Source organism: Elusimicrobium sp. An273 (genome assembly GCF_002159705.1).
Taxonomy (GTDB): Bacteria; Elusimicrobiota; Elusimicrobia; order Elusimicrobiales; family Elusimicrobiaceae; genus Avelusimicrobium; species Avelusimicrobium gallicola.
On record NZ_NFJD01000001.1, the window covers coordinates 239,877 to 260,966 of the forward strand.

The 21,090-nt window shown below is 51.2% G+C and carries 17 protein-coding genes; 7 read left to right on the forward strand and 10 right to left on the reverse strand.

The window, feature by feature from the left end; translation table 11 throughout:
• The first annotated feature begins 45 nt into the window (after window positions 1-45).
• Together B5F75_RS01175 and pssA are read left to right on the forward strand one after the other, a co-directional pair.
• A complete protein-coding gene (locus B5F75_RS01175) occupies window positions 46-714 on the forward strand; it encodes a phosphatidylserine decarboxylase (RefSeq protein WP_087286677.1) in 669 nt (222 codons plus the stop codon).
• Window positions 715-722: 8 nt separating this feature from the next.
• Window positions 723-1,517: a CDP-diacylglycerol--serine O-phosphatidyltransferase gene (gene pssA / locus B5F75_RS01180; RefSeq protein WP_087286682.1), complete on the forward strand. Its 795-nt coding sequence runs from the start codon at window positions 723-725 to the stop codon at window positions 1,515-1,517.
• 141 nt (window positions 1,518-1,658) lie between these two features.
• Here the strand turns inward: pssA and B5F75_RS01185 are convergent, their stop codons facing one another.
• Both B5F75_RS01185 and B5F75_RS01190 read right to left on the reverse strand, forming a co-directional pair.
• On the reverse strand, window positions 1,659-2,525 hold the full coding sequence (locus tag B5F75_RS01185; protein WP_087286686.1) for an RDD family protein: 867 nt from the start codon (window positions 2,523-2,525) through the stop codon (window positions 1,659-1,661).
• Window positions 2,526-2,623: 98 nt separating this feature from the next.
• A complete protein-coding gene (locus tag B5F75_RS01190) occupies window positions 2,624-4,222 on the reverse strand; it encodes a solute:sodium symporter family transporter (protein WP_087286689.1) in 1,599 nt (532 codons plus the stop codon).
• Window positions 4,223-4,430: 208 nt separating this feature from the next.
• Between B5F75_RS01190 and B5F75_RS01195 the strand changes: the two genes are divergently transcribed.
• Complete coding sequence (locus B5F75_RS01195) at window positions 4,431-4,970, forward strand: LemA family protein (RefSeq protein WP_087286692.1); 540 nt, start codon at window positions 4,431-4,433, stop codon at window positions 4,968-4,970.
• A 58-nt stretch (window positions 4,971-5,028) separates the two neighbouring features.
• Here the strand turns inward: B5F75_RS01195 and B5F75_RS01200 are convergent, their stop codons facing one another.
• Genes B5F75_RS01200 through B5F75_RS01210 form a run of 3 tightly spaced genes read right to left on the reverse strand, consistent with a single transcriptional unit; the run spans window position 5,029 to window position 8,669 of the window.
• Window positions 5,029-6,072, reverse strand: a complete 1,044-nt coding sequence (locus tag B5F75_RS01200) for a M48 family metallopeptidase (RefSeq protein ID WP_087286695.1) — start codon at window positions 6,070-6,072, stop codon at window positions 5,029-5,031.
• Window positions 6,073-6,074: 2 nt separating this feature from the next.
• Window positions 6,075-6,638 carry a LemA family protein gene (locus B5F75_RS01205; RefSeq protein WP_087286698.1) on the reverse strand — a complete coding sequence of 188 codons (564 nt, stop codon included), beginning with the start codon at window positions 6,636-6,638 and terminating at the stop codon, window positions 6,075-6,077.
• A 9-nt stretch (window positions 6,639-6,647) separates the two neighbouring features.
• Entirely contained in the window at window positions 6,648-8,669 is a 2,022-nt protein-coding gene (locus B5F75_RS01210) for an LTA synthase family protein (RefSeq protein ID WP_087286701.1), read from the reverse strand.
• A 203-nt stretch (window positions 8,670-8,872) separates the two neighbouring features.
• On the opposite strand from B5F75_RS01210, the gene B5F75_RS01215 reads away from it, so the two are divergent.
• The 3 genes from B5F75_RS01215 (at window position 8,873) to B5F75_RS01225 (ending at window position 13,237) form a co-directional block, all read left to right on the forward strand.
• The gene (locus B5F75_RS01215; RefSeq protein ID WP_087286704.1) at window positions 8,873-10,327 is read left to right on the forward strand and encodes a hypothetical protein; all 1,455 of its coding nucleotides are present in this window, start codon (window positions 8,873-8,875) and stop codon (window positions 10,325-10,327) included.
• A 120-nt stretch (window positions 10,328-10,447) separates the two neighbouring features.
• Entirely contained in the window at window positions 10,448-11,803 is a 1,356-nt protein-coding gene (locus B5F75_RS01220; RefSeq protein WP_087286707.1) for a hypothetical protein, read from the forward strand.
• Between the two features lie 120 nt (window positions 11,804-11,923).
• On the forward strand, window positions 11,924-13,237 hold the full coding sequence (locus B5F75_RS01225) for a thymidine phosphorylase (RefSeq protein ID WP_158093733.1): 1,314 nt from the start codon (window positions 11,924-11,926) through the stop codon (window positions 13,235-13,237).
• A 51-nt stretch (window positions 13,238-13,288) separates the two neighbouring features.
• Here B5F75_RS01225 and B5F75_RS01230 read toward each other — a convergent pair whose 3' ends face one another.
• From B5F75_RS01230 to B5F75_RS01245, 4 genes are all read right to left on the reverse strand, one after another.
• Window positions 13,289-15,619 (reverse strand): AsmA family protein, encoded by a 2,331-nt coding sequence (locus B5F75_RS01230; RefSeq protein WP_087286713.1) that lies wholly within the window; start codon window positions 15,617-15,619, stop codon window positions 13,289-13,291.
• A complete protein-coding gene (locus B5F75_RS01235) occupies window positions 15,603-16,172 on the reverse strand; it encodes an epoxyqueuosine reductase QueH (protein ID WP_158093734.1) in 570 nt (189 codons plus the stop codon). Before B5F75_RS01235 ends, B5F75_RS01230 begins: the two co-directional genes overlap by 17 nt.
• Before the next feature lie 115 nt (window positions 16,173-16,287).
• Entirely contained in the window at window positions 16,288-17,202 is a 915-nt protein-coding gene (locus B5F75_RS01240) for a magnesium transporter CorA family protein (protein WP_239406340.1), read from the reverse strand.
• A gap of 73 nt (window positions 17,203-17,275) precedes the next feature.
• Complete coding sequence (locus tag B5F75_RS01245) at window positions 17,276-18,637, reverse strand: alanine/glycine:cation symporter family protein (protein ID WP_087286718.1); 1,362 nt, start codon at window positions 18,635-18,637, stop codon at window positions 17,276-17,278.
• Window positions 18,638-18,702: 65 nt separating this feature from the next.
• On the opposite strand from B5F75_RS01245, the gene B5F75_RS01250 reads away from it, so the two are divergent.
• Complete coding sequence (locus B5F75_RS01250; RefSeq protein WP_087286721.1) at window positions 18,703-19,449, forward strand: phosphorylase family protein; 747 nt, start codon at window positions 18,703-18,705, stop codon at window positions 19,447-19,449.
• A gap of 92 nt (window positions 19,450-19,541) precedes the next feature.
• On the opposite strand, the gene B5F75_RS01255 is transcribed toward B5F75_RS01250, so the two are convergent.
• The gene (locus B5F75_RS01255) at window positions 19,542-21,032 is read right to left on the reverse strand and encodes a protein kinase domain-containing protein (RefSeq protein WP_158093735.1); all 1,491 of its coding nucleotides are present in this window, start codon (window positions 21,030-21,032) and stop codon (window positions 19,542-19,544) included.
• Window positions 21,033-21,090 lie beyond the last annotated feature (58 nt).

Sequence of the window (21,090 nt, forward strand, 5' to 3'; positions counted from 1 at the left end):
TTAACACTTCCTGCCATTCAATCAAACCCACCGGTATAAAAAGCTATGTTAGAAGATATCAACCGCACGCTTTCTAAGTGTCTTAGCTGGGTTGGCACCGTGTTGCCGTTAGGAATCAAATTTTTTGCAGTCGCCGTAGCGGCGGCCGCCATTTTGCTGTTTTTTGACCTGCGCACCCTGGGCGTATTGTGCTTGCTGGCGGGTTGTTTCTGCGCGTACTTTTTCCGCGATCCGAAACGCGAAACCGTTTTTGCAGACGACGAAATCGCCTGCCCGGCGGACGGAACCGTCCTCTCCATTAAAACCGAGGACGACCCCAACTCCGTCGTCATCCGCATTTTCCTGTCTATTTTTGACGTGCACATTCAGCGCTCTACCGTCAACGGAAGAACGGGCGAAATTTTTTACAACAAAGGCACTTTCCTGTTTGCCAACAACCCCGCCGCCGACAAAAACGAACGCAATTTAATTCAGCTGTTCCGCAACGGAAACCCGGCGCAGTTTGCCCATGTGGAGCAAATTACCGGCGCCATTGCACGGCGCATTGAATGCTGGGTAAAGCCGCAGCAGGATATTAAAATCGGCGGGCACTTGGGGCTGGTGCGCTTTGGGTCGCAAGTGGCGGTATACCTGCCGAAAAATGCCGTACGCGTATTGGTAAAAGAAGGCCAAAAAGTGCAGGGCGGCATTACGGTGCTGGGGCTTTGGAAATAGGGGCGCTTATGCAAGACGAAAATAAAGAAACCAAAGTTGTGGACAGACTTAAACACACCGGCGCGCTGACGGCGCCTTCCCTGTTTACGCTTGGGAATTTATCCTGCGGATTCTTTTCTATTTTAGCCTCCGCCCGGGGCAACTTTGCCCAAGCCGGCTGGCTGATTTTGGCGGCCGCCGTATTTGATATGTTTGACGGACGCATTGCCCGCTTATTGGACGCCGAAAGCGATTTCGGCGTGGAAATGGATTCTTTGGCCGATGCCGTTTCGTTCTGTGCGGCGCCGGCTTTTTTGATGTATTTTTTCGTTTTACACGCTCAGCCGCTTTGGGGCGCGCCGATTGCCTGCGTGTATACGTGTTTCGGCGTGTTGCGCTTGGCCAAGTTTAACACCATGGCCCATGCGGGGCAAGGCTCTAAAAAATATTTCTCCGGTCTGCCCGTTCCGGCGCCGGCGGCGCTGTTGGCTTCGTTTGCCATTTCCTATAGCATTATGGAAGGCGAAATGGGCGGACGCAACATTCACCTGCTGACGTTGTACCTGCCGCATCTGTACAATTTTGTTTGGTTTGCCATGCTGATTTTATCGCTGTTAATGGTATCCAACATTCCGTATGCGGCGTTTAAAGCCAAACGCGAAAAACGCTTGAGCGTATGGACGCTGTTGTTAATCGTGTTTTTGGTGGTAATGTTAATCCGCTTCCCGCAAGATGTAATCTTTATCGTATTTTCCTTGTATGTCATCTTCGGCTTGCTGGCGGTATTGTACCGGGCTTTCCGCGGCATTAAAGTGGAAAAATAAATTTGTATTCACAAACACCCCCCAGCCCACAGCCGGGGGGTGTTTTTTTGACTTGTTTTGGCTTTTAAACCATCAACGAATGATACCCAAACAAAAACGCCGAGCTTTTGTAAGCCCGGCGTTTGATGATGTGCCGTTAGATTATTTAGACGTAAAATAAACAGGCGTATTGCGCGCGTCCCGAGCCCGGGCGGAAATTTTGTAGTAATTTCCCTGTACGCCAATTTTAAATCCCTTCGGATACAATACCTTTTGCGTATCCCGCTGGAATTGTACCGGATCGCCGGACAATAAAGACAAGCGCAATAGATCGTTGGTATAGCTGCCATAGCGGTTGTAATGGGCTTCTTCCAACAGGGCAATCTTGCCCAAATGCTCTTGCGCCCGGCGGATATAGAATTGCTGAAGCGTCCCGCCTCTTCCAAAAAACTGCGTATAGGAAGTAGCTGCAAACGCCACGAGCAAGACTCCCCCCAGCAAACGCACCATGGTGCGTTCCATCCACGTTTTTTCGCGGATTTGCACGACCACGCTTCCGCCCAAAAAATCCTGTAAGGCGCGGTGTTTATCATCAAAGAATGCCAATAAGAACCCACACATTAAAAGGGCCGCGCTGAAATAATATCCAATCGCCCGCAGAAACGCGCGCGGCAGCGAAATGGGGCCGCTTAAATCCTTTTTTACGACGGCAATGCCGACCAACGCCTTGCCTAAAGTGACGCGGTCTCCGCTGGAGAGAATGGTTTCATACAAAATAAACAAAAGGTTAATCCCAATAAAAATAGAAGCAATTTGCCACAGCTCGGTAATAGGCCCCATGATGTTCAAAATTACTCTGGCAATAAGCTGGGCGGGGATAAATACGACGCCATAGTCAATTAAAAGCGCCACAAAGCGTTCCGTTACCGAAGCGTATTCCACTTGTTTTTTTTCAGCGGGTTCTTCGGCTGGCGGCTGCTGCAGCGTGGGAATTTCCGGCTCCATGATATTAATGCGTTTCTCAATCATAAAAAGAAGGCCCTCCGTTTAGTTATTATAACAAGTTTTTTCCTCTCTAAACAAAAAACGGACGGGGAATTTCCCCGTCCGTTTGGGCAAACTTTTTGCTACGCGGCAATCCCCATCCGCGAAAACAGCACATATACGCCAAAAACACACAGCACAATGGCAATGCTGACCACTACCCGCATATTCCACGGGGTGGTATCTACAATGTGCAAATCTTTCCCGTCATCATACTTATTTTTGGCGGGCCAAAATTTGCCGGTAATGTACATAAACACAATGGAAATAACGAACAGTATGGCCAGCACATGCAAGAAGTGCAAGTCCGTTTTCACAATGCCAAGCTGCGTCAGGCCGTAGCCGATCATAAAGAAAATCAGCGTTACTTTGGCCGCCCACGCCGGTGCGGTTTTATTGAGCATACCGAAGATAATCAGCGTAAAAATCGGCACATTGTAAAAACCGTTTACCATTTGCAGGTAGTTAAACAATCCCGAAGGAGCCATGGCAATCAGCGGGGCCACACACATGGAGAAGATCGCCAAAATAATCCCCACATACTTGCCTTTGGTTACCAGGTCTTCGTCGGTGGCGGTGGGCTTAATCAGCGGTTTGTACACATTGAGCATAAACAGCGTAGAAGAAGAGTTCAGCGCCGCATTAAACGAGCTTACAATGGCACCGAACAATACGGCCGCGAAGAAGCCGATCAAATAGAACGGAAGCACTTTGTTTACCAGCATCGGGTAAGCCATATCCCCCACCTTCAAGGGGTTATCCTGGAAAATATGGAAGGCCACAATGCCCGGAATAATCAGATAAATCGGCCCGATTAACTTAAAAATGGCCGCGAGGAAAAGGCCTTTCTGCCCTTCCTTTAAGTTTTTCGCCGCCAGGGCACGCTGAATAATGGTTTGGTTGCAGCCCCAGTAAAACAAGTTTACCAGGAACATCCCCGTAAACATGGTGGCAAAAGGCACCGGATCATTCGGGCCGCCAATGGCGTTAAATTTTTCGGGGTGTGCTTTGACCACTTCCGTAAGCCCGCCTAAAATGTCTCCGCCGCCCACATAGGCCAGCGCGAACAGCGGCACCATCAGTCCGCCGAAAATAAGCCCGATTCCGTTTAACGTATCGGCAATGGCCATAATGCGAAGGCCGCCGAAAATGGTGTAGAGGCAGCCCAACACGCCAATGGCAACCACCACCACGATAATGGCCATCATTTCGGACATGCCGAAAGTATCCATAATGTTAAAAATACCGCCCATTCCAATGGCGCCCGAATACAGCACCGTAGGAAGCAAAATCAACACATAGCCGGCCAAAAAGAGGAAATTGACAAACTGCTTGGTGGCGGAATCGTACCGATCTCCCACAAAATCCGGAATGGTGGCATATCCTTTTTTAAGGTACCGGGGCAGAAAGAAAAAAGCTACGATAATCAGCGCCAAAGACGCCCCAATTTCGTAGCCGATTCCGGACATATTGAACATATATCCCTGCCCGTTTAGCCCTACCATTTGTTCGGTAGACAGGTTCGTTAGCAACAGCGAAGCCGCGATTACCCACCCGGTTAGTCCTCTTCCGGCCAAAAAATAGCCTTCCGAGGAGGATGCGTCTTTTTTTCTCGTCAAATAATACGACAGCCCCAACACGAGCGCCGTAAATCCGACAAACGACGATATCGTTAGCAGCATGGATTCCTCCGTTTGGAAATAAAGAATTGCAAAACTCCGGCAACGGCCGGCCCTACTTGAGAATGTTTCCTATTAACCCGCCGCACACGCCAGGTGGCGGCAGCAGTCCTTGATTTCTGTCGGGTTAATATTTATACTTTGTAGTAGCTGGGCTGCTACTTTCATTGTAATTATAATCCGTCTGTTAGTCAACGGGGAGGACGACAATATGGTGATTTGGTTTTTGTTTGGGGCAATGTGCATGTTGGTGGTGTTACTCATGTTGGCGTACGTCAAATTTGTATCGCTTAATAAAGCGGCGCAAAACGCGTGGCAGCAGCTGGATAACAATATGAAAAACCGCGCAGAGCTAATTCCCAGTTTGGCCTTGTCGGCCGCGTCTTTCCCGGAACTGGATCGCGAATTTATTTACGAACTGTCCCACTTAAAAGACGCCTGCCGCAAAACCGCCACCCTGCAGGAACGGGTACAATTGGAAAGCGACATTACCAAAAAATTTAAAAAAGTGTTTACCGCCGCCATGCAGCACCCGGAACTCAAAGACGACGAACACTTCTTAAAACTGCAGCGCAGCATCATCCACGCGGAAGGCAAAGTGCAGTCCTCCAAGAAAAAATACAACAGCGCCGCGCGGGATTTTAATACGATTACCGGGGTAATTCCGCTTAATTTGATTGCCAAAATGTTTGAATTTGAGCCTTACGAATACTTTGATTTTGACCCCAGCTTAGAAAAAGTAATGCAGTAACCTTTTGACGCAAAAAGCCCCGGCCCTAAGGCCGGGGCTTTTTTGTATGGAAAAGCGTTCAAATTCTTCCGTCCATTTCCTGCAACGCGGCAATGCGCTCTTCCACCGGCGGGTGCGTGGCAAACAAACCCGACAGCGACGCAAACAACCCGTTCTTTTGAAGCGGATTTTCAATACACATCGCCGCCATACTGGCATGTTCGTCCAACGCTTCCACGCGGGGATCGGCACTGATTTTGCGCAACGCACGGGCCAAAGCCGCCGGATGACGCGTCATCAAAGCGCCCGTGGCATCTGCCTGAAACTCCCGCGTACGCGAAACCGCCAGCCGTATAAGCGGCGCGACTAAATAGCCGTATATGGCAAAAAAGATACCTAACACAAACATAAGGGCCGCCGCCCCGCCGGAATTTTTGCTGCTGCGCCGGCTGGCACGCAAACCCATCCGGAAACAAATTTCCGACAAAAAGGTAAAAAAGGAAATGCCGGCCACCGTAATCAGCATCAGCCGGATATCCCTGTTTTGAATATGGGCCAATTCGTGCGCCACCACTCCTTCCAGCTCCACCCGTTCCAATTTTTGCACAATTCCTTTCGTCAGCGCGACCGAAGCGTGTTCCGGATCCCGCCCGGTGGCAAACGCATTGAGCGATTCGTCATCTATAATATAGATGCGCGGCGTGGGAAGCCCTTGGGAAATACACAGGTTTTCCACCAAATTATAAATTTCCGGCTGGTCTTCCCGGTGGATTTCAATCGCCCGGGCTCCGTGCAGCAACATCCGGTCGCCCGCGAAGTATGCAATGACAATCCACAACACGGCCCCCACCCACAGGAACGGAAGCACGTACAGCGCCGTTTGGTTGGCGTGCTCCAGCGCGGAAGATCCCTCCTCCGCGGGCGTTTGGGAATAATAGGAGCGCGGGGCCGTTTGAGAATAATAAGAACCCGAGTAAGACGATTGCCCTTGGGGGGTGGAGGCCAGCTGGTAAAACCCGAACAGGAACACATATCCCAACACCACAAAGGTAATCGGAAATAACAAAACAAGCAGCCACGTGCGCCGCTTGTTTTGTGCAATATGATCGTAGATGGTAGCCATTGTCAGAATTGGACTTTCACTGCGCTGCGGGCGTCCTGTTCCTCTTCGGCCAGTTCAAAGAAGTCCCGTTTTTCAAAGTGGAACATGGAAGCAATGATGTTGCTGGGGAACAATTCAATTTTCGTGTTTAACGCCAGCACATTGCCGTTGTAAAAGCGGCGGGCCGCCTGCAGTTTGTCTTCCGTGTCGCGCAGTTCGCGCTGCAATTCCATAAAGTTGGCGTTGGCTTTTAAGTCCGGATAATTTTCCGACAAGGCAAATATGGATTTCAGCGCCCCCGTCAGCATACTTTCCGACTGGGACAGTTCTTTCATATTGCCCTGCGCCGCCATGGCGATATTGCGCGCCTGGATGACTTTTTCCAACGTACCGCTTTCGTGCTTGGCGTATCCCTTTACGGTTTCCACCAAGTTCGGAATCAAATCATACCGACGTTTCATTTGCACTTCAATATCGCTCCACGCCTCGGTTACGCGGTTTTTAAGCAAGATGAATTTATTGTACGTCATCATGGCGTAAACGCCAAATACCGCCAGTATTAAAATAACTATCCAAATTCCGTTCATTTATTTCTCCTAATCGTCGCGTTCATCGCGTTTTTGGTTATGATAGAACTGATAGCGCGAGGTTTCATACAATCCCAGCGCCAAGTTTTTCATATGCTCAAAGCGGGCAGGGTCTTTCTTTGAGATATCTTCATTATAATTATCCGCCGTAAACTTGTAAAGGCCCTCTTTCCCGCCGGAATTGTGGTAGTAGTATTCCCCCTGCACAAAGCCAATGGTGGCGGGCGTGCTGGCCCAGCCGTAAATCAGCGAACCGGGTTCCGCTTCGGAGTCCGTCAGCACGTCGCGGCCGATGGCCCGCGTAAAATACGGGCGGCCCAAAAGCCCCATGGCAATGGGCAGAATATCCACTTGGCTGGCCGTACGGCTGATTACCTGCGGTTTTTCAATCGGTTTGCCGGCGATAATCAGCGGGATTTGGTGGTTAATCAAGTTCAAATCCACATAGCCGCGCGGCATATTTTCGGACTGCGGGGCCGAGAGGCCGTGATCGCCGAAAATAAAGAAAACCGTGTTGTCATAATAGTCCGACTTTTCGGCCAATTTAAAGAATTCCCGCAAGGCATGGTCGGAAAAACGCAGCGAGTTGTATTCCGCCACGCTGACAAAACTGCGCTTGTGCGCCAATTCTTCCCCAATGTCCTTGGGTTCAAAACCGGCGTTGTCGTCCGGAATGGTGTAGGGGCGGTGATAGCCGGCCGTTTGGATAATGGCAAAGAAGGGTTTCTTCTTGGCTTTTTGTTCTTCATCCAAAATGCGGTTTGCTTCCCGGAACAAATCCAAGTCCGAAATGCCCCACACGTCGTTGCGGTGTTCGTTTTTAAAATGACCTTCTTCATACATATGCACATCCGTCAGGTTATGCTCCAAAATACCGCGGATGTTGCCCCAGCTGGCGCTGCCGCCGATGAAGAAATACTTTTCATAATCCCGCAAGGCGTTTACCACTACATGCTGGTCTACAATCAGCGGATTGCGGGAGCTGGTTTTAAAAGAAGTTACGTCCGGAATGCCCGTTACCGTGGCGAACACGGCCCGCGCGGTGGCGGAAGTGGGCGCAAAGAAATTATTAAACAGAATAGATCTTTCCGACAATTCTTTTACAAACGGCGTGGGGTCGATGTCGGGATTGGTCATGGAAAGTTTGTTCCACGCCAGCGATTCCATAAAAATAACCACCACGTTGTAATCTTTCCGCTCGGCGGCAGGTTTGCCGGCAATTACTCTTTCAAAATTCAGCGTTTCTTTATTGGGCTGATCCACCTGCAAGTATTTGGAAACGGCGTCATAGTACCGGCGGGTTTTTTCTTCGTCATAGCTGTCCGCCTTTACAAACCGGGCCGTATCATAGATGTTCAGCACCGGGTTCAGCGTCAGGTTGCAGATGAAGTTGTTGGTGGAGTGATAGGCGTTGCTCCAGCGCAGCGGATACTGGCTCAGCTGGCCAAACATCAGCGCCCCCGTCAGCAACAGGCCGCCAAAGAACCATCCCAAATTGCCTTTCCAGCGGTAAGAATCCGTTTGGGCGAACGCTTTCTTTTGCACATAATTGGCAAACCAACCGCCCAAAACGCCCCACAAAGCGAGTCCCAACAGCCCCCAAACCACCGGATACGTCTCCCACGCCATTTGTAGGGAGATCAGCGGGTTTTCGGCATATTTTAAAATAGAGTAGTTGATGCGCATGGAAATATAGGAATAGTGCGCAAAATCCAGAAAATACACCAATAACACGACGGCTTCCAACACGCCGTACAGCCACGCCATTCCTTTGCGGATGGCCCGCGCTTTGTGCCAAAAAGCGCACACGGTAAAATACAGGCCCAGCGGAATGGCCAATGCACAGGCCAGGCGCATATCAAATTTGGCACCTACATAAAAGGTTTCCCACAATTCCGGGTAGGACTGCGGCACCAACGCGGCACGGAATACAAACAGGAAAATGCCGCGCATCAGCGTAAAAAGCAACCAGTTCGCCAAGATGAACCCAAAATAGGCTTTAATCCACCCCGGCAGGACAATTTTCTTCATAACTCCTCCGAAAGTAACTTTCTTATATGATATCAAATCTAAACGCCGGGCTAAATGCCCTTTCGCCCCCTCAAAGACCCATATAAAGACCTATATTTGGAAGGGCCAATTGGGTTTTAAAAATAGGACTAAAGACCCTTGTGAGCACTTTATAAAAGCTTTATGCTATTTATATAGATAAAGGAAGGAGCATATATATATATATGTCCATTGGAAAATATCTTGTATTTTGTTTGGTTGCCGCCTCTACAGCCACTTCGGCGCTGGCCCAAGGCGTCGGGGGTTCGGCGGCCAAAATGATTGAAAAATCCGTTACGGCTTCTAAATTATTACAACAAAACTCTTCCGCGGCTTTTCTGCGTGAAACCACATTAAAAAATTATTTTTCTTCTTTGGAAGAGTTCCGCCACGCCCTTCGGTCAAACCCCGCTTGGGCGCTTTCTCCCGCAGCGGCTTCCAGCCGGAAGCAACTGCAGGCCATGGGGCTTTCCCTGCCCGCTCTTCCGCCGGCTTCGGCGGATGTAGCTGCAAAAGAAAAATATCTCCAAGCCCTTTCCGATATTTTGTACCGCGAGGCAAAAGCATTGGGCCAAATTGTTCAGGCCAACCCGATTCCGGCCTTTCGCACGCCCCATCTTAAAACACTCGTCGAAGCCGCCAAAACCAACGGCGAACGCTCCCTGCTCAAGCCCTTCACGGTGCCCGCTCCGGATACCTTTTTTGCAGCCGGCGACCCTGACTTTTCCCTGCAAGTGTCGGGCGTGGGCCAAGTGAGAATTACGCCTTTTATCCCCTCCGAAGACCGGGGCAGCTCTTTATATATAGATCCGGTAGAATATGGCTTTTTCTGCTCTCATCTCTTGGCCGGCCCTCAGCAGGCGCTTGATCAAATTGCCAAAAACGACCGCCTGCCCCAAAAGCAAAAAGAATTGATGCTCTCCGTAATGAAAAACACTTTTTCTTTATTGGATTTTAACTTCGTACGCAAATACATCATTGCATTTAACCGCCTGCCGCTGGTAGAAACGCCCGCCAATACGGAAATGGAAAAGCTCTATCAAGCCCAGGGATACGCGGCGGCACAAGAAAAGCGGTTACTTCAAAAATTAAAATCCGCCGGCCGCTGGACGCCCCAGGATTACGAGGCCTTCATCAGCTGGTCGGTTTATCTGGATCCGCAACAGGCGCAATTACTGCTCAAAGCGATTACTTATTTAGAGCCGGATGCGGCTCTGTTGGTATTGGCGCACCCGCTTGAGTCCAGCCTCGTCAAAAAAATTGAAGGACAAATAACGCACCTTCAAAACAACCGCCATCTGATCTGGCCCAACGGAATCATCCTTTCCAAAATGCCTTTGCTGCAGACCCCGCAGAACATGCAGGCGGCCTGGAAAAAAGAATTGACCGAATACTTAGACATCTTGCAAACACGGCTGTCTAAGTTGGCCCAAGAAAGAGATTTTCTGCAGCGCACGCATCAGCGGGTTTCGGTTAATGCGTTGGGAATACTTGGCGATGAACCGGAAAACGCCGCCATACAAACCGCTATGCAGCTGGAAATCTCGGCGCTTTTGGCCCGGTTGGATCCGCTGATTGAGCAAATTCAAAAACGCATATATCAGATTGGCACGGAATTGGAGGGCATGGAACGCTTCTAATAAAAAAATGCGAAGCGGCGGTTTGTTAAACCGATTGGAAACATTTTTATGAACACATCCCATAGAATTTTAATTTTGTGTTTCTTGCTGAGTTGCACGACAGGGGCAGGGGCGCAGCCTTTGTCCAAAAATTTATCTCAATTGTTAAGAGGTTCTTTCACGGCCCCGCGCATGGTTTTGGAAAACGGGGCCCTGTCTTCCGCCCAAAAGCATCTGCTGGAGTCCCAGCTGACCGCATTGGAAGAAACCCGCCGGGCCCTGGTGCAAAACCCCGGCTGGGCGGTATCTAAGGATTTCAACCTAACCGCCAAGCGCCTGGCGCGCCTGGAGTTGCCGGTGCCCCCCAAACCGAAAGCGGATGCGCCGACTGCCGAAAAAGAGCGCTATTTAAAAAGACTTAACAAACTGCTGTACCGGGAAAGCAAAGCCTTGGCGTCCGTCCTTGACCAACAGCCGCGCCCTTATACACCGGACAAGCGCCTAAACTGGGAGCCGCTTTCCACCCCCCGCCAGCAGGCTTTAACCCGCGACCATTGGGAACAAATCCTCGCCAGCGGAAACCCTTCTTTTACCTGGGGCACCCAAAACTGGGATGAAGTGCAAGTAAACCCCTTGCGTTTTGCGACAAATCCGAATGATCCCGATTATATTCCTGAAGAAGCCTGGGAAGAATTAACGTGGGAGACGGGGTCTTCCAAGTACGAGTTTTATAACGCAATTTTAGACGCGCCCGCCTTAACCTCCCGCCAAAAGCAACTGCTTATTTGCGCCGCGGAGGAAGCGTCCGCCGTTTTAACCTATGAATTTGTGCAGCTCTATGTGCCCGCCTTTGGCATGCTCCCGCAAGCGGTTGTTCCGTCTGCCGCCGAGCCGGACGCACACGCCGGGCTGGAAGCGTATGCAACCGCCGTTCAAAAAAAGTTGCTGTTAAAATTACAAGACGAGGGATCTTGGTCTCCCGCCGATTTTGAACGCTTTGCGCAAGTGTCCGTTTTCCTGCCGGCCGAAAAAGCCCAAGCGGTATTGGGGGCGGCTACTTTTTTGGAAACGCAAGCCCCGCTGTGGCTATTGGAACATCCGTTAGACCATCCCCTTTCCCAAGAAATTCTAAAACGCACGCAAGACGCCCGCCTGCACCAGCAAGAACGCTGGCCCGATGGTGTCATTCTGCCCAAAGCAAAACTGTCCAACCGGTTTAAATTGCTTTATTCCGCCCGCCGCAAGGCCTTGCAAGCTTACAGCGACCTGTTGTGGAACCGCTTGCAAAAACTGCTCGACAAGCAGGACTCCGCCCGCCGAGCGGCCCAAATTTTAACGGATCATCCGCCCACAAAAGACAGCACTGTGGAAGACAAAAAGCAAATACTTGCTACGTGGATTTTTATTTCGGCACGGGAAGCCCGCTTGCAAAAAAACATTAACGAAGTATCCCTGCGGCTGCATCAAACCGAAGCAGAACTCGGCCGCATGCCGTAGCACCCGCCCTGCCTGTCGTTTGCTGTCTAAAACGGCGGGAGCGGGGTATCTTCTCTTTCCCGCCAGAAAATGCTATGCTGGAATTCTCTCCCCCCGCGGAGAAAAAAGGAGGCAGCAACTATGCGCATGATTGATATCATCATCAAAAAACGAAACGGCAAGACGTTAACGCAAGAGGAATTTAATTTCGTGGCCAACGGCGCCGCCAAAGGCACCGTGCCCGACTATCAGCTTTCCGCTTTTTTAATGGCGTGCTTTTTGCGCCCCCTTTCCGACAAAGAAACCGCTCTTTTTACCAAAGCCATGGCCCATTCGGGCGGGCGGTTGGATTTTTCTTCCGTCAAATTACCCAAGGTAGACAAACACTCCACCGGCGGCGTGGGGGACGGCATTTCTATGGCGTTGGCGCCCCTTGTGGCGTGCGGCGGCGTAGCGGTGCCGATGATGTCCGGCCGCGGCCTGGGACACACGGGCGGCACCCTGGACAAGCTGGAATCGATGAAGAATTTTGAAGTGCGCGTACCGGTCAAACTCATCTACCGCCAAATTCAAAAACTGGGCGTTTGCATGTTTGGGCAAACGCAGGATTTGGCCCCCGCCGACAAAAAACTCTATTCCCTGCGGGACGCCACCGGCACCGTGGAAAGCCGTCCGCTGATTGTAGCCAGCATCCTTTCCAAAAAATACGCCGAAGGCGTGGACAGCCTGCTGATGGACGTTAAATACGGCTCCGGCGCGTTTATGCAGAAGCTGGAAGACAGCCGCAAACTGGCCCGCGCCTTAGTCAGCACCGCCAAGCTTTTGGGCTTAAAATGCCGCGCGCTGATTACCTATATGGATCAGCCCTTGGGCCGCGCCATCGGCAATGCCAACGAAATGCTGCAAACGGTGCTTATTTTGAAGGGAAACAAAGAGTTGGCGCCGGATTTTTATGAACTGTTAATTGAAGAAGCCGCCAACATGCTCGTCATCAGCGGCAAGGTCAAGGACGTCAAAAAAGCGCGCGCGCTGATGGAAGAAAAAATCGCCAACGGCGAAGCCGCCGCCAAACTGCGCGAGATGATTAAATGGCAGGGCGCCAGCCCCGAAGCGGTGGACAATCCCGTCAAATACTTCAAAAACGCCAAACTGAAATTTGAATTTAAAGCCGCCGCCAACGGATTTGTGGAGCATATCGACGCCAAAACCGCCGGTATGGCCGGCGTGCTGTTGGGCGCGGGGCGCAACACCATGGAAGACGCCATTGATTACGGTGCGGGCATTTGGCTGGACAAAAAAGCCGGCGACGCCGTAAAGAAAGGGGACGTAATTGCCACGCTCTACGCCTCTGACAAAAAACGCTTGGAAGACGGCGCAGCTCTTTTTACGCAAGCCGTAAAAATAGGCAAGAAAAAACCCGCCCCTTACAAAATTGTAAAAGAAGTTATTAAATAAAAAATCCCCCGCTTAGGCGGGGGATTTTTACAGATAACCAAAAGCCGGCAATCAGTCCGTTGCTTCGGGCGTTTCGGGCGCTTCTGTCGTTTCGGGCGTTTGCTCAGAAGCAGCTTGCTCCTGCGCGGCCGTTTCTGGTTCGGCCGCCGTAACCGCAGTCGTTTGCTGCGGCGCGGGTTTCTTTTTAAACAGCCCAAACAATCCGCCGATTCCTTTTTTTACCGATCGGCTTGCAAAATTGTTGTTGATTCCCTGCGTGAGGAGTGACGAAACCGAGCCTATTAAACTCATACTTCCCTTCGGTTCCGACACCGTCCCCCCTACTTTCACCGTCAGCGGCATGATGCCGTCCTCCTCGTGTTTGCCGGGGGCGGCCTGCACCGTCATATCCAGTTCGCCGGTGTTGAAATCGGTTTTCCCGTCCAGCGTAAACGAAACCATATCCGACACGAACGTCCCGCCGTGCACGTCCGCCACGCCCTGCGTGAACTGTACGGAAGTGGCAAATTTATCATACGCCAGCCGCCCGTCTATTTTTCGGTCGGTATACGGCACCATAATTTGCATGGGCTGCCCGTCCGGGCCGGTAACGGTTTTCACCACCAAATCGGCTTCTCCTTCCTCTTCCGGTTCCCCGGCGCCCATCACGTTTAACAACCCGCTGCCTAGTCCGTCCAGCACCGCAAACACGTTCATGGAGTTAAACACTTTGCCCACAATGTTGATGGACAGGAACAGCACTTTCGTAACGGCGTTGGCATTGGTCAGGCGGTAGAGGTCTTTAATTTCGCCGCTGCCCATGGAAAGCGTTAAATCGCCGTGGGTTTGTTTTAAATCCGGCGTAACACCGGTCAGATCGGAACGGAACACTAGGTCGGTGCCGTACACGTACGGAGCGTCCAGCGAGGCTACCTGAATATCCGCGCGGATATTCACCGGCGGCAGCGGCCAGGCCTCTTCGGGGGCCGCCACCAATTGCGTATCCGCCACAAAGCCGTCCGGCGTTTGGGGCGGCTCAACAGCCGCCGCCATGGGCGGAAGCGCCACCCGGCCCGCCCGCAGTTGCAAGTCGGCGTCTATTTGCTGGGGCTGTTGGGTTACGTCCAATTTGCCTTCAAATTTTTCTCCGTTTAATTTCCCGTTAAACGTGCCTTTTGCGCTTCCTTGGGTAAACGCCGCATTTTCTTGGGCGGAAAACGCCAACGTAACCCCCGTAAATTTGCCCATGTGTTCAATTTGAACGGATCCGTCCTCCAGCGCAAGCTGCGCTTGGGCGCCTTCTTTATTCCAAGAGCCCGTCCCCTTTAAAAGGCCGGACGGGCGATACTGCTTTTCCCAAGGGGGAAATAATGCCGCCGCCTGCGCCGCGTCTATTTCAAAAGAAGAATCCACCTCGTACGCGGGTTTGTCGCCATAGCGGACATTCCCCGCAAACTGGGCCTGCACTCCGGGCATCGAAAAATCAAAATCCGTTACCGCCAGCTGTTGCTCGGCAGGAGTCAGCCGAAACCGGGTGTTTACTTCAGCCTGCGAAATGGCAAACGGCGGCACCTGGGGCAGCAGATCGGCCAACGCCTGCGCCGATAAATTTTGAAGCTGCACTTTAGCCGCCACGGCAGGCTGCACGAGCGAATCCGCCTGCAATTGCAGCTGCAATTGGGCGTCTTGGTATTGGGCGGAAAAATCCGTAATGTTAACCGACGCATTTGCCAAATTTAAATCTTTTAAAAGGACTTCCGCTTTTAATTCCGCGGGGAGGGTAAACACTTGGCCGTCTTTTTCATACAAAAGCGTGGAGCGAAAGCGCACCGCCACCGGCTTGCCAAAAGCAAAATGCCGCACCATAAAAAGCACTTCTTTTGCCGCGGCGCGGGTATGGGTTTGCGCGTCCGAATAATCCAGCTGCAAATGCTGCACTGTCAGTTGCCCCAGCGTAATATCCAGCGGCACTTGGAAAGATTCCGTTTTCTCCGCCGCGGCGGCAGGCGCCGAAGTAACCATGCTCTGCCAGTTAAACGTGCCGTCCGCCAAGCGTTCCAGATGTATTTGCGCTCCGTTGACGGTCAACGAGCGAACTTTAAAATCGCCGCGCAGCAAATATAACAAATCCGCCCGCAGCCGCACGCGATCCAAGGATAAAAAAGTACCGTTTTTAAATCCGCCCGCTTCGGAAATTTCCAACCCGTCCAGTTTTACCCCCATAAAACTGGCGGACATTTTTTCCAGCCGTACTTCCCGGTTTAAAAGAGCCGCGGCTTTTTCCACCGTCCACCCGCGCGTCCAGTCCCAGCCGGAACCCCAGCGCAGCATCAAATCGGCCCCAAAAAATAAAATAAGCGCGCTTACCGCCGCCAAGGCGGCACGTCTAAGCCATTTTTTCATTTTCTTCTTTCTTCCTGATACTGTATTTGCACCCGCAGTATTCCTGCTTATACAGGTGCAGTTCTTCAATTAACGCCCGGCGCAGCTCTTCCAAGCCGCCTTTGCGCCAGTTGACCGCCACATACGGTTTTCCCACGTGCATCCACGCCCAGCGGGCGGCGTCGTTTACTTGGTCTAAATCTTTGTAGCGCGATACGCCCAATACGGAGGCAAACGCATCAAACTTATGCTCCCTGGCATATTCGGCCGCCCGTTTAAGCCGCAGGGCAAAACACGCCCAGCAGCGCTTGCCGCGCTCCGGTTCGTTTTCCAGTCCTTTTACGCATTCGTTCCAGACTTCCGGCTCGTAAGGCAGTTCGGCAAATTTCACGCCCAACGCCGCACAGGCGCGTTTTTGTTCATCGCGGCGTTTTTCGTACTCGGCAGTGGGGTAAATGTTGGGGTTGTAAAACAGCACCGTAACATCCACGCCGTCTTGCGACAGTTTTTTCATCACCGCGCACGAACACGGCGCACAGCAGGATAACACAAGCAGTTTAGCGGGTAGTTGCATATATATAGTGTAGCAAAAGCGATACGGCAGGCGCATTTTTTGCAACGCTTAAAAAGGATTATTCTCCCATAAAAAAGGGCGGATATGCTCCGCCCTTTTTGTAAATCCAAAATGCTTACCAATTTTTATGCCGCCAGTACATCATCACCAGCCACACCAAAATCAAACAAATCCCGATGAGCATCCAAAACGCGTCCGGATGGTCGGAAAGCGGCAGGGTTACGTTCATCCCGTAAGCGCTGACCACCAAGGTGGGCACCATCATCCAAACGGTAATGACGTTTAATTTTTTAATCAGCTGGTTCAAATTGTTGTTTACAATGGAAGCGCGCGCATCCAGCAGCTGCGCCAAAATGTTGGAATAGATATCGGCCTGGGTTTTGCATTGCATATTTTCCACGATAATATCATCCAGCATTTCTTCGTCTTTTTCGTCAAACCCGATCCGGGCCGAAAGGTTGCGCGCTTTTTCAAACACAAATCCGTTGGAGGTAATGGCCTCGGCATAATACACCAAGCTTTTTACCAAGCTAAACAGGTTGAGCAGGTACGTATTATCCATAGACTCGGTGATTTTATCTTCAATTTCCTCGGAAATCATATGGATAATGCGCAAGTGTTCCACATAATGCGAAATGGAATTGTAAACGAGTTTCAGAAACACTTCTTTAATGGAAGAAACCGTATGAAAACGCTTGCCGACAAACAGCGGAATGTCTTCCGCCAGCACCACAATCAGTTTTTCTTCAAACAGGAACATTCCCACCGAAGCCACTTTAAATTCCAGCTGGTCTTTGCCGGAATAATTTTTCGGCCGTTTGTAAATCATCACGATATGTTCCGGCTCAAATTCCAAGCGGGGCAGCTCGTCCGGGTCGAGGGCGGAGGCCAGGGTATGCTCGTCAATTTGGCAGGTTTCCACCAAATAGCGCTGTTCTTCCACCGACGGATTGGTATAGACATACACCTGGGCAACGTCGCCGGTGGTTTCCGTCAGTTTTTTCTCTATAATTTGATATTTTTTCAGCATACTGTCTTCCTGTTTGGCAAGCTATATTTAAATGATACCACCTAACAGCGCCCTTGTAAAGCTTTTTACCGTCTTAATCTTGGGCGGCGCTGCGGGCGGCCTGCAGTTCTAGAGCCAGATAGGTTTTCGTTTCTTCAAACACTTCTTTGCGAAGCAGCCACAACGACAAAATGTTGGGGATGCACATCACGGCAATGGCCGTGTCCGCCAGTTCCCACACCAGTTTAGGGCTTAAAAACCCGCCCACACACATTACCGCCAGCCACAGCCAATACACGGGTTTCTCCACATTTACCCCCAGGCAAAACTGCACCGACTTGGCGGTGTAATAGCTCCACCCCACCAAGGTGGAAAAAGCAAATAACGAAAGCGAAATTAACAACAGCACCGAACCGCCGGGCAACGTGGAAAAAGCATTTTCCGCCAATTGCGCGCCAAACAAAGAGCCCGCACTCCAATCCCCCGCGATTACCACCGCCACGCCCGAAAGCAGACAAATAACCAAGGTGTCCCAAAACACGGTGGTGGCGGAAATTAAGCCCTGCCGCACCGGGTTGGGCGTTTGCGCCGCGGCGGCGGCAATGGCACCGCTTCCGCTGCCGGCTTCGTTGGAAAGCACCCCGCGCGCCACCCCGTAGCGCACGGCTTCTTTAAGCGTAATGCCGATCGCGCCGCCTAATACGGCGGTACCGCTGAAAGCACTTTTAAAAATACACGCAATCGCCCACGGCAACTTATCAACGTGGGTAATAATCACGGCGACGCACGACACGATATATACCACTGCCATGACCGGCACCAGCCATTTGCAAAACGCGGCAATTTTGCGAACGCCGCCCAAGATGACGGCCCCCGTCAGCCCAATAAGAATAAGCGTCGTGATAAAAGACGGCGCCTTAAAAACGGAATCATAAATGGCGACCAACGAATTGGTTTGAATTAGAGCGTCTGCAAACCCCATCAGCGCCGTGGCAATGGCAAACACAGCGGCCGTTTTCTTCATCTGAAGCCCTTTTTTAAGCACATACATTGGGCCGCCTACATATTCCCCCGCTTCGTTTTTTTCGCGGTATTTTACGGCCAACACCGATTCGGCATACTTGGTGGCCATGGCAAAAAAAGCGGAAAGCATCATCCAAAACAACGCCCCCGGCCCCCCGGTGGATACGGCCGCCGCCACCCCCACAATGTTGCCGGTGCCCACCATGGCCGCCAACGCGATGACCAACGCGCCAAAACTGCTTACGGCGCCGGCCGCGTTGCTTTTTTTAAGAGAAAGAGAAATGGCCTGCAACAGATGTTTTTGGATAAATTTTAATTTCCACGTAAAATACACGCTGATGCCCACAATCAGCACCAACATCGGCGCGCCCCATAAAACGGCGTTAAATTTCACTACGGCCTGCGTAAACATTTCCATAACAGTCTGTTCCATTTGGTTCCTTCTTTTTGTATAGTATTAGTTGCAGTGCAAACACAATTTGTAAATTTTACCAAAATATGACTCTTCTATTCCCGAAAAACAAAAAACCTTCTTTAAAAGAAATTTCCACGCCCGCCGGCTATGTGCGGCATGTGGCGGCGGGGCTGAAATTGCCGTCTAAAGCGATTTTATGCCCCATTTCTTCCCTCACGCGCTATGTAGAAAGCCAAGCCAAATACAAAAAATACAATTGCGAGGCAGACATCTACGCCTTAAGCACGGAAGATTTGTGCTACGTTACCAACTTCGGCTCCGGCGCCCCGGGCATGACGATGGCCTTGGAAGTGCTTATCGCTTTGGGCGTAAAAGAATTTGTGTTCATCGGTCTTGCGGGGTCGCTTCAGGAAGAAGTGGAACCGGCGGATATCGTCCTGTGCCAGGAAGCCCTGTGCGATGACGGCACCTCCCCCTGCTATACTGCGCGCGAAACCAGCAAACCCAACAAAACCTTGTTTGCAAAACTAGCCAAAGCGCTGCGGGCGGCCGGGAAAAATTTCCATATCGGCCGCAACTGGACGACGGACGCCATCTTCCGTGAGACCAAAGAAGAAGTGAAACACTACCAAAAGCAGGACGTGCTGACGGTGGAAATGGAAACGGCGGCTTTTTACGCCGTATGCGCCAAACGCAAAGCCAAAGGAGCGGCGGCTTTTGTGGTAAGCGATAAATTAGACCGCCTTAAATGGGAACCGCACTTTGGAGAAAAGCCTATTTTCCGCGCCTTGGAAACGGTATTTGACGCGGCGCGCAAAGCCCTTCAATAAAATACGTCCGATTCCTCTGATAAAAACCCCCGGTTTAACCGGGGGTTTTTTATGCTGCAAAAGTTCTTCGTTCGCGGCCGCTTTTTAAGCCCTTAGTAGTGGGTGCGCTCCAAATCTTCGGGCAGCGGGTCAATGGCTTTTAAGCGGCTCCAAAATTCGTCAATCGTTTGAATGCGTTCTTTGGGGTCTTCTTTCAGCGCATCTTCCAAGAGGCCGTCCACCGCCGGCGGGATATTGGGCGCCAGTTTGGACGCCGGAACAATTTTCTTTTTGGCAATATCAAAGCCTTTCACCGTCCACGGCACTTGCCCGACCAACGCTTCATACAAGCACAGCGCCAGCGAATATACGTCCGACTGTTTGCGCATAAATCCTTTTTGCTGTTCGGGCGCCATATAAGCGGGCGTGCCGGCCACGGTGCGGGCGCCGGTTTCGTGGTCTACCGATTTTTTGGCCACGCCAAAATCCATGACTTTGGCCTTATCGTCATCAAAAATCATAATGTTGCCCGGCTTCAAATCGCAGTGGATAATATCCTGTGAGTGGGCGTACTGCAGGCCGCGGCAGACATATTCAAAAATCCGTTTTGCCTTGGAAAACGGCAGCCGTCCGTCAATATCCAGCCGGGTTTCCAACGTTTGCCCGTCCACATATTCAAACACCAGATATAAGGAACTTTCGGACTCGATTACCGTGTAAATTTCCACAATGCACGGGTGGCGCAAGAGGGCCACCATCCGCGCCTCGGATAAAAACTGCTCCCGCACATAAGAACTGCGCACCAACTCCGGCCGCACGCGCTTGATAGCCACTTTGCGTTTGAGCACTTTGTCATAGGCTTCATACACTTTTCCCATGCCGCCTTCGCCTATTTGGCGGATAAAGTCGTACTGTTCTTTTACTTCCACTTCCCGGCGGGAAAAGGCGTTTCGCGGCTGGCGGAACACATCTTCATACCGCCAGTACACAAACAACAATACGGCAATAAACACCGCCACAAAATACAGCACAATCCAGCGCGGGGTAGATTTTTTGACAGCTTTTTGCGCCGGGTCAGCCGTCGTCTTGACGGCGGAAGTCTTTGCATTCAGTTCATCTTGCAGTTTTTGCGCCAAGCGGGAAGAAGGATTCAGCTTTAAGGCGGTTTCCACATCTATCCGGGCGCGCTCGTAATCTTTCAAATGCAAATAGGCGCCGCCGCGCAAAATATAGGCGCGGGAATCCTGCGGGGCTACGGCAATTGCCTGCCCGGCGGAATAAATCACGTCGTCATATCTTCCGAGTCCGTCGTAGGCAATGGCCAAAAGCAAATGGAAACGGTTGTCTAAAAAGTTTTTGGCGGTCAGTTCATTAATGCGGCGAATCACCTCATTAAAGCGCCGTTCTTTAAGCTGTTTATTTAAGGAAGCAATTTCGGTGTTGCGGGCTTGTTGGTTAAAAACTTTTGTTTGGACAGACGTATTGGTTTGGGAAGAAAAATTCCCCCCCACAATCAGCGGTGCATTTTGCGTAGCCGGAGCCGCCCAAAGCGCTGCTCCCCACAGCAAAACGCCAACCAGTAAAAGAATGCCCTTTTTAAACATAAGCATATTCTAGCACAAAGAAAGGGTTTTGTTCCAACCCTGTAGAATTACTATAATA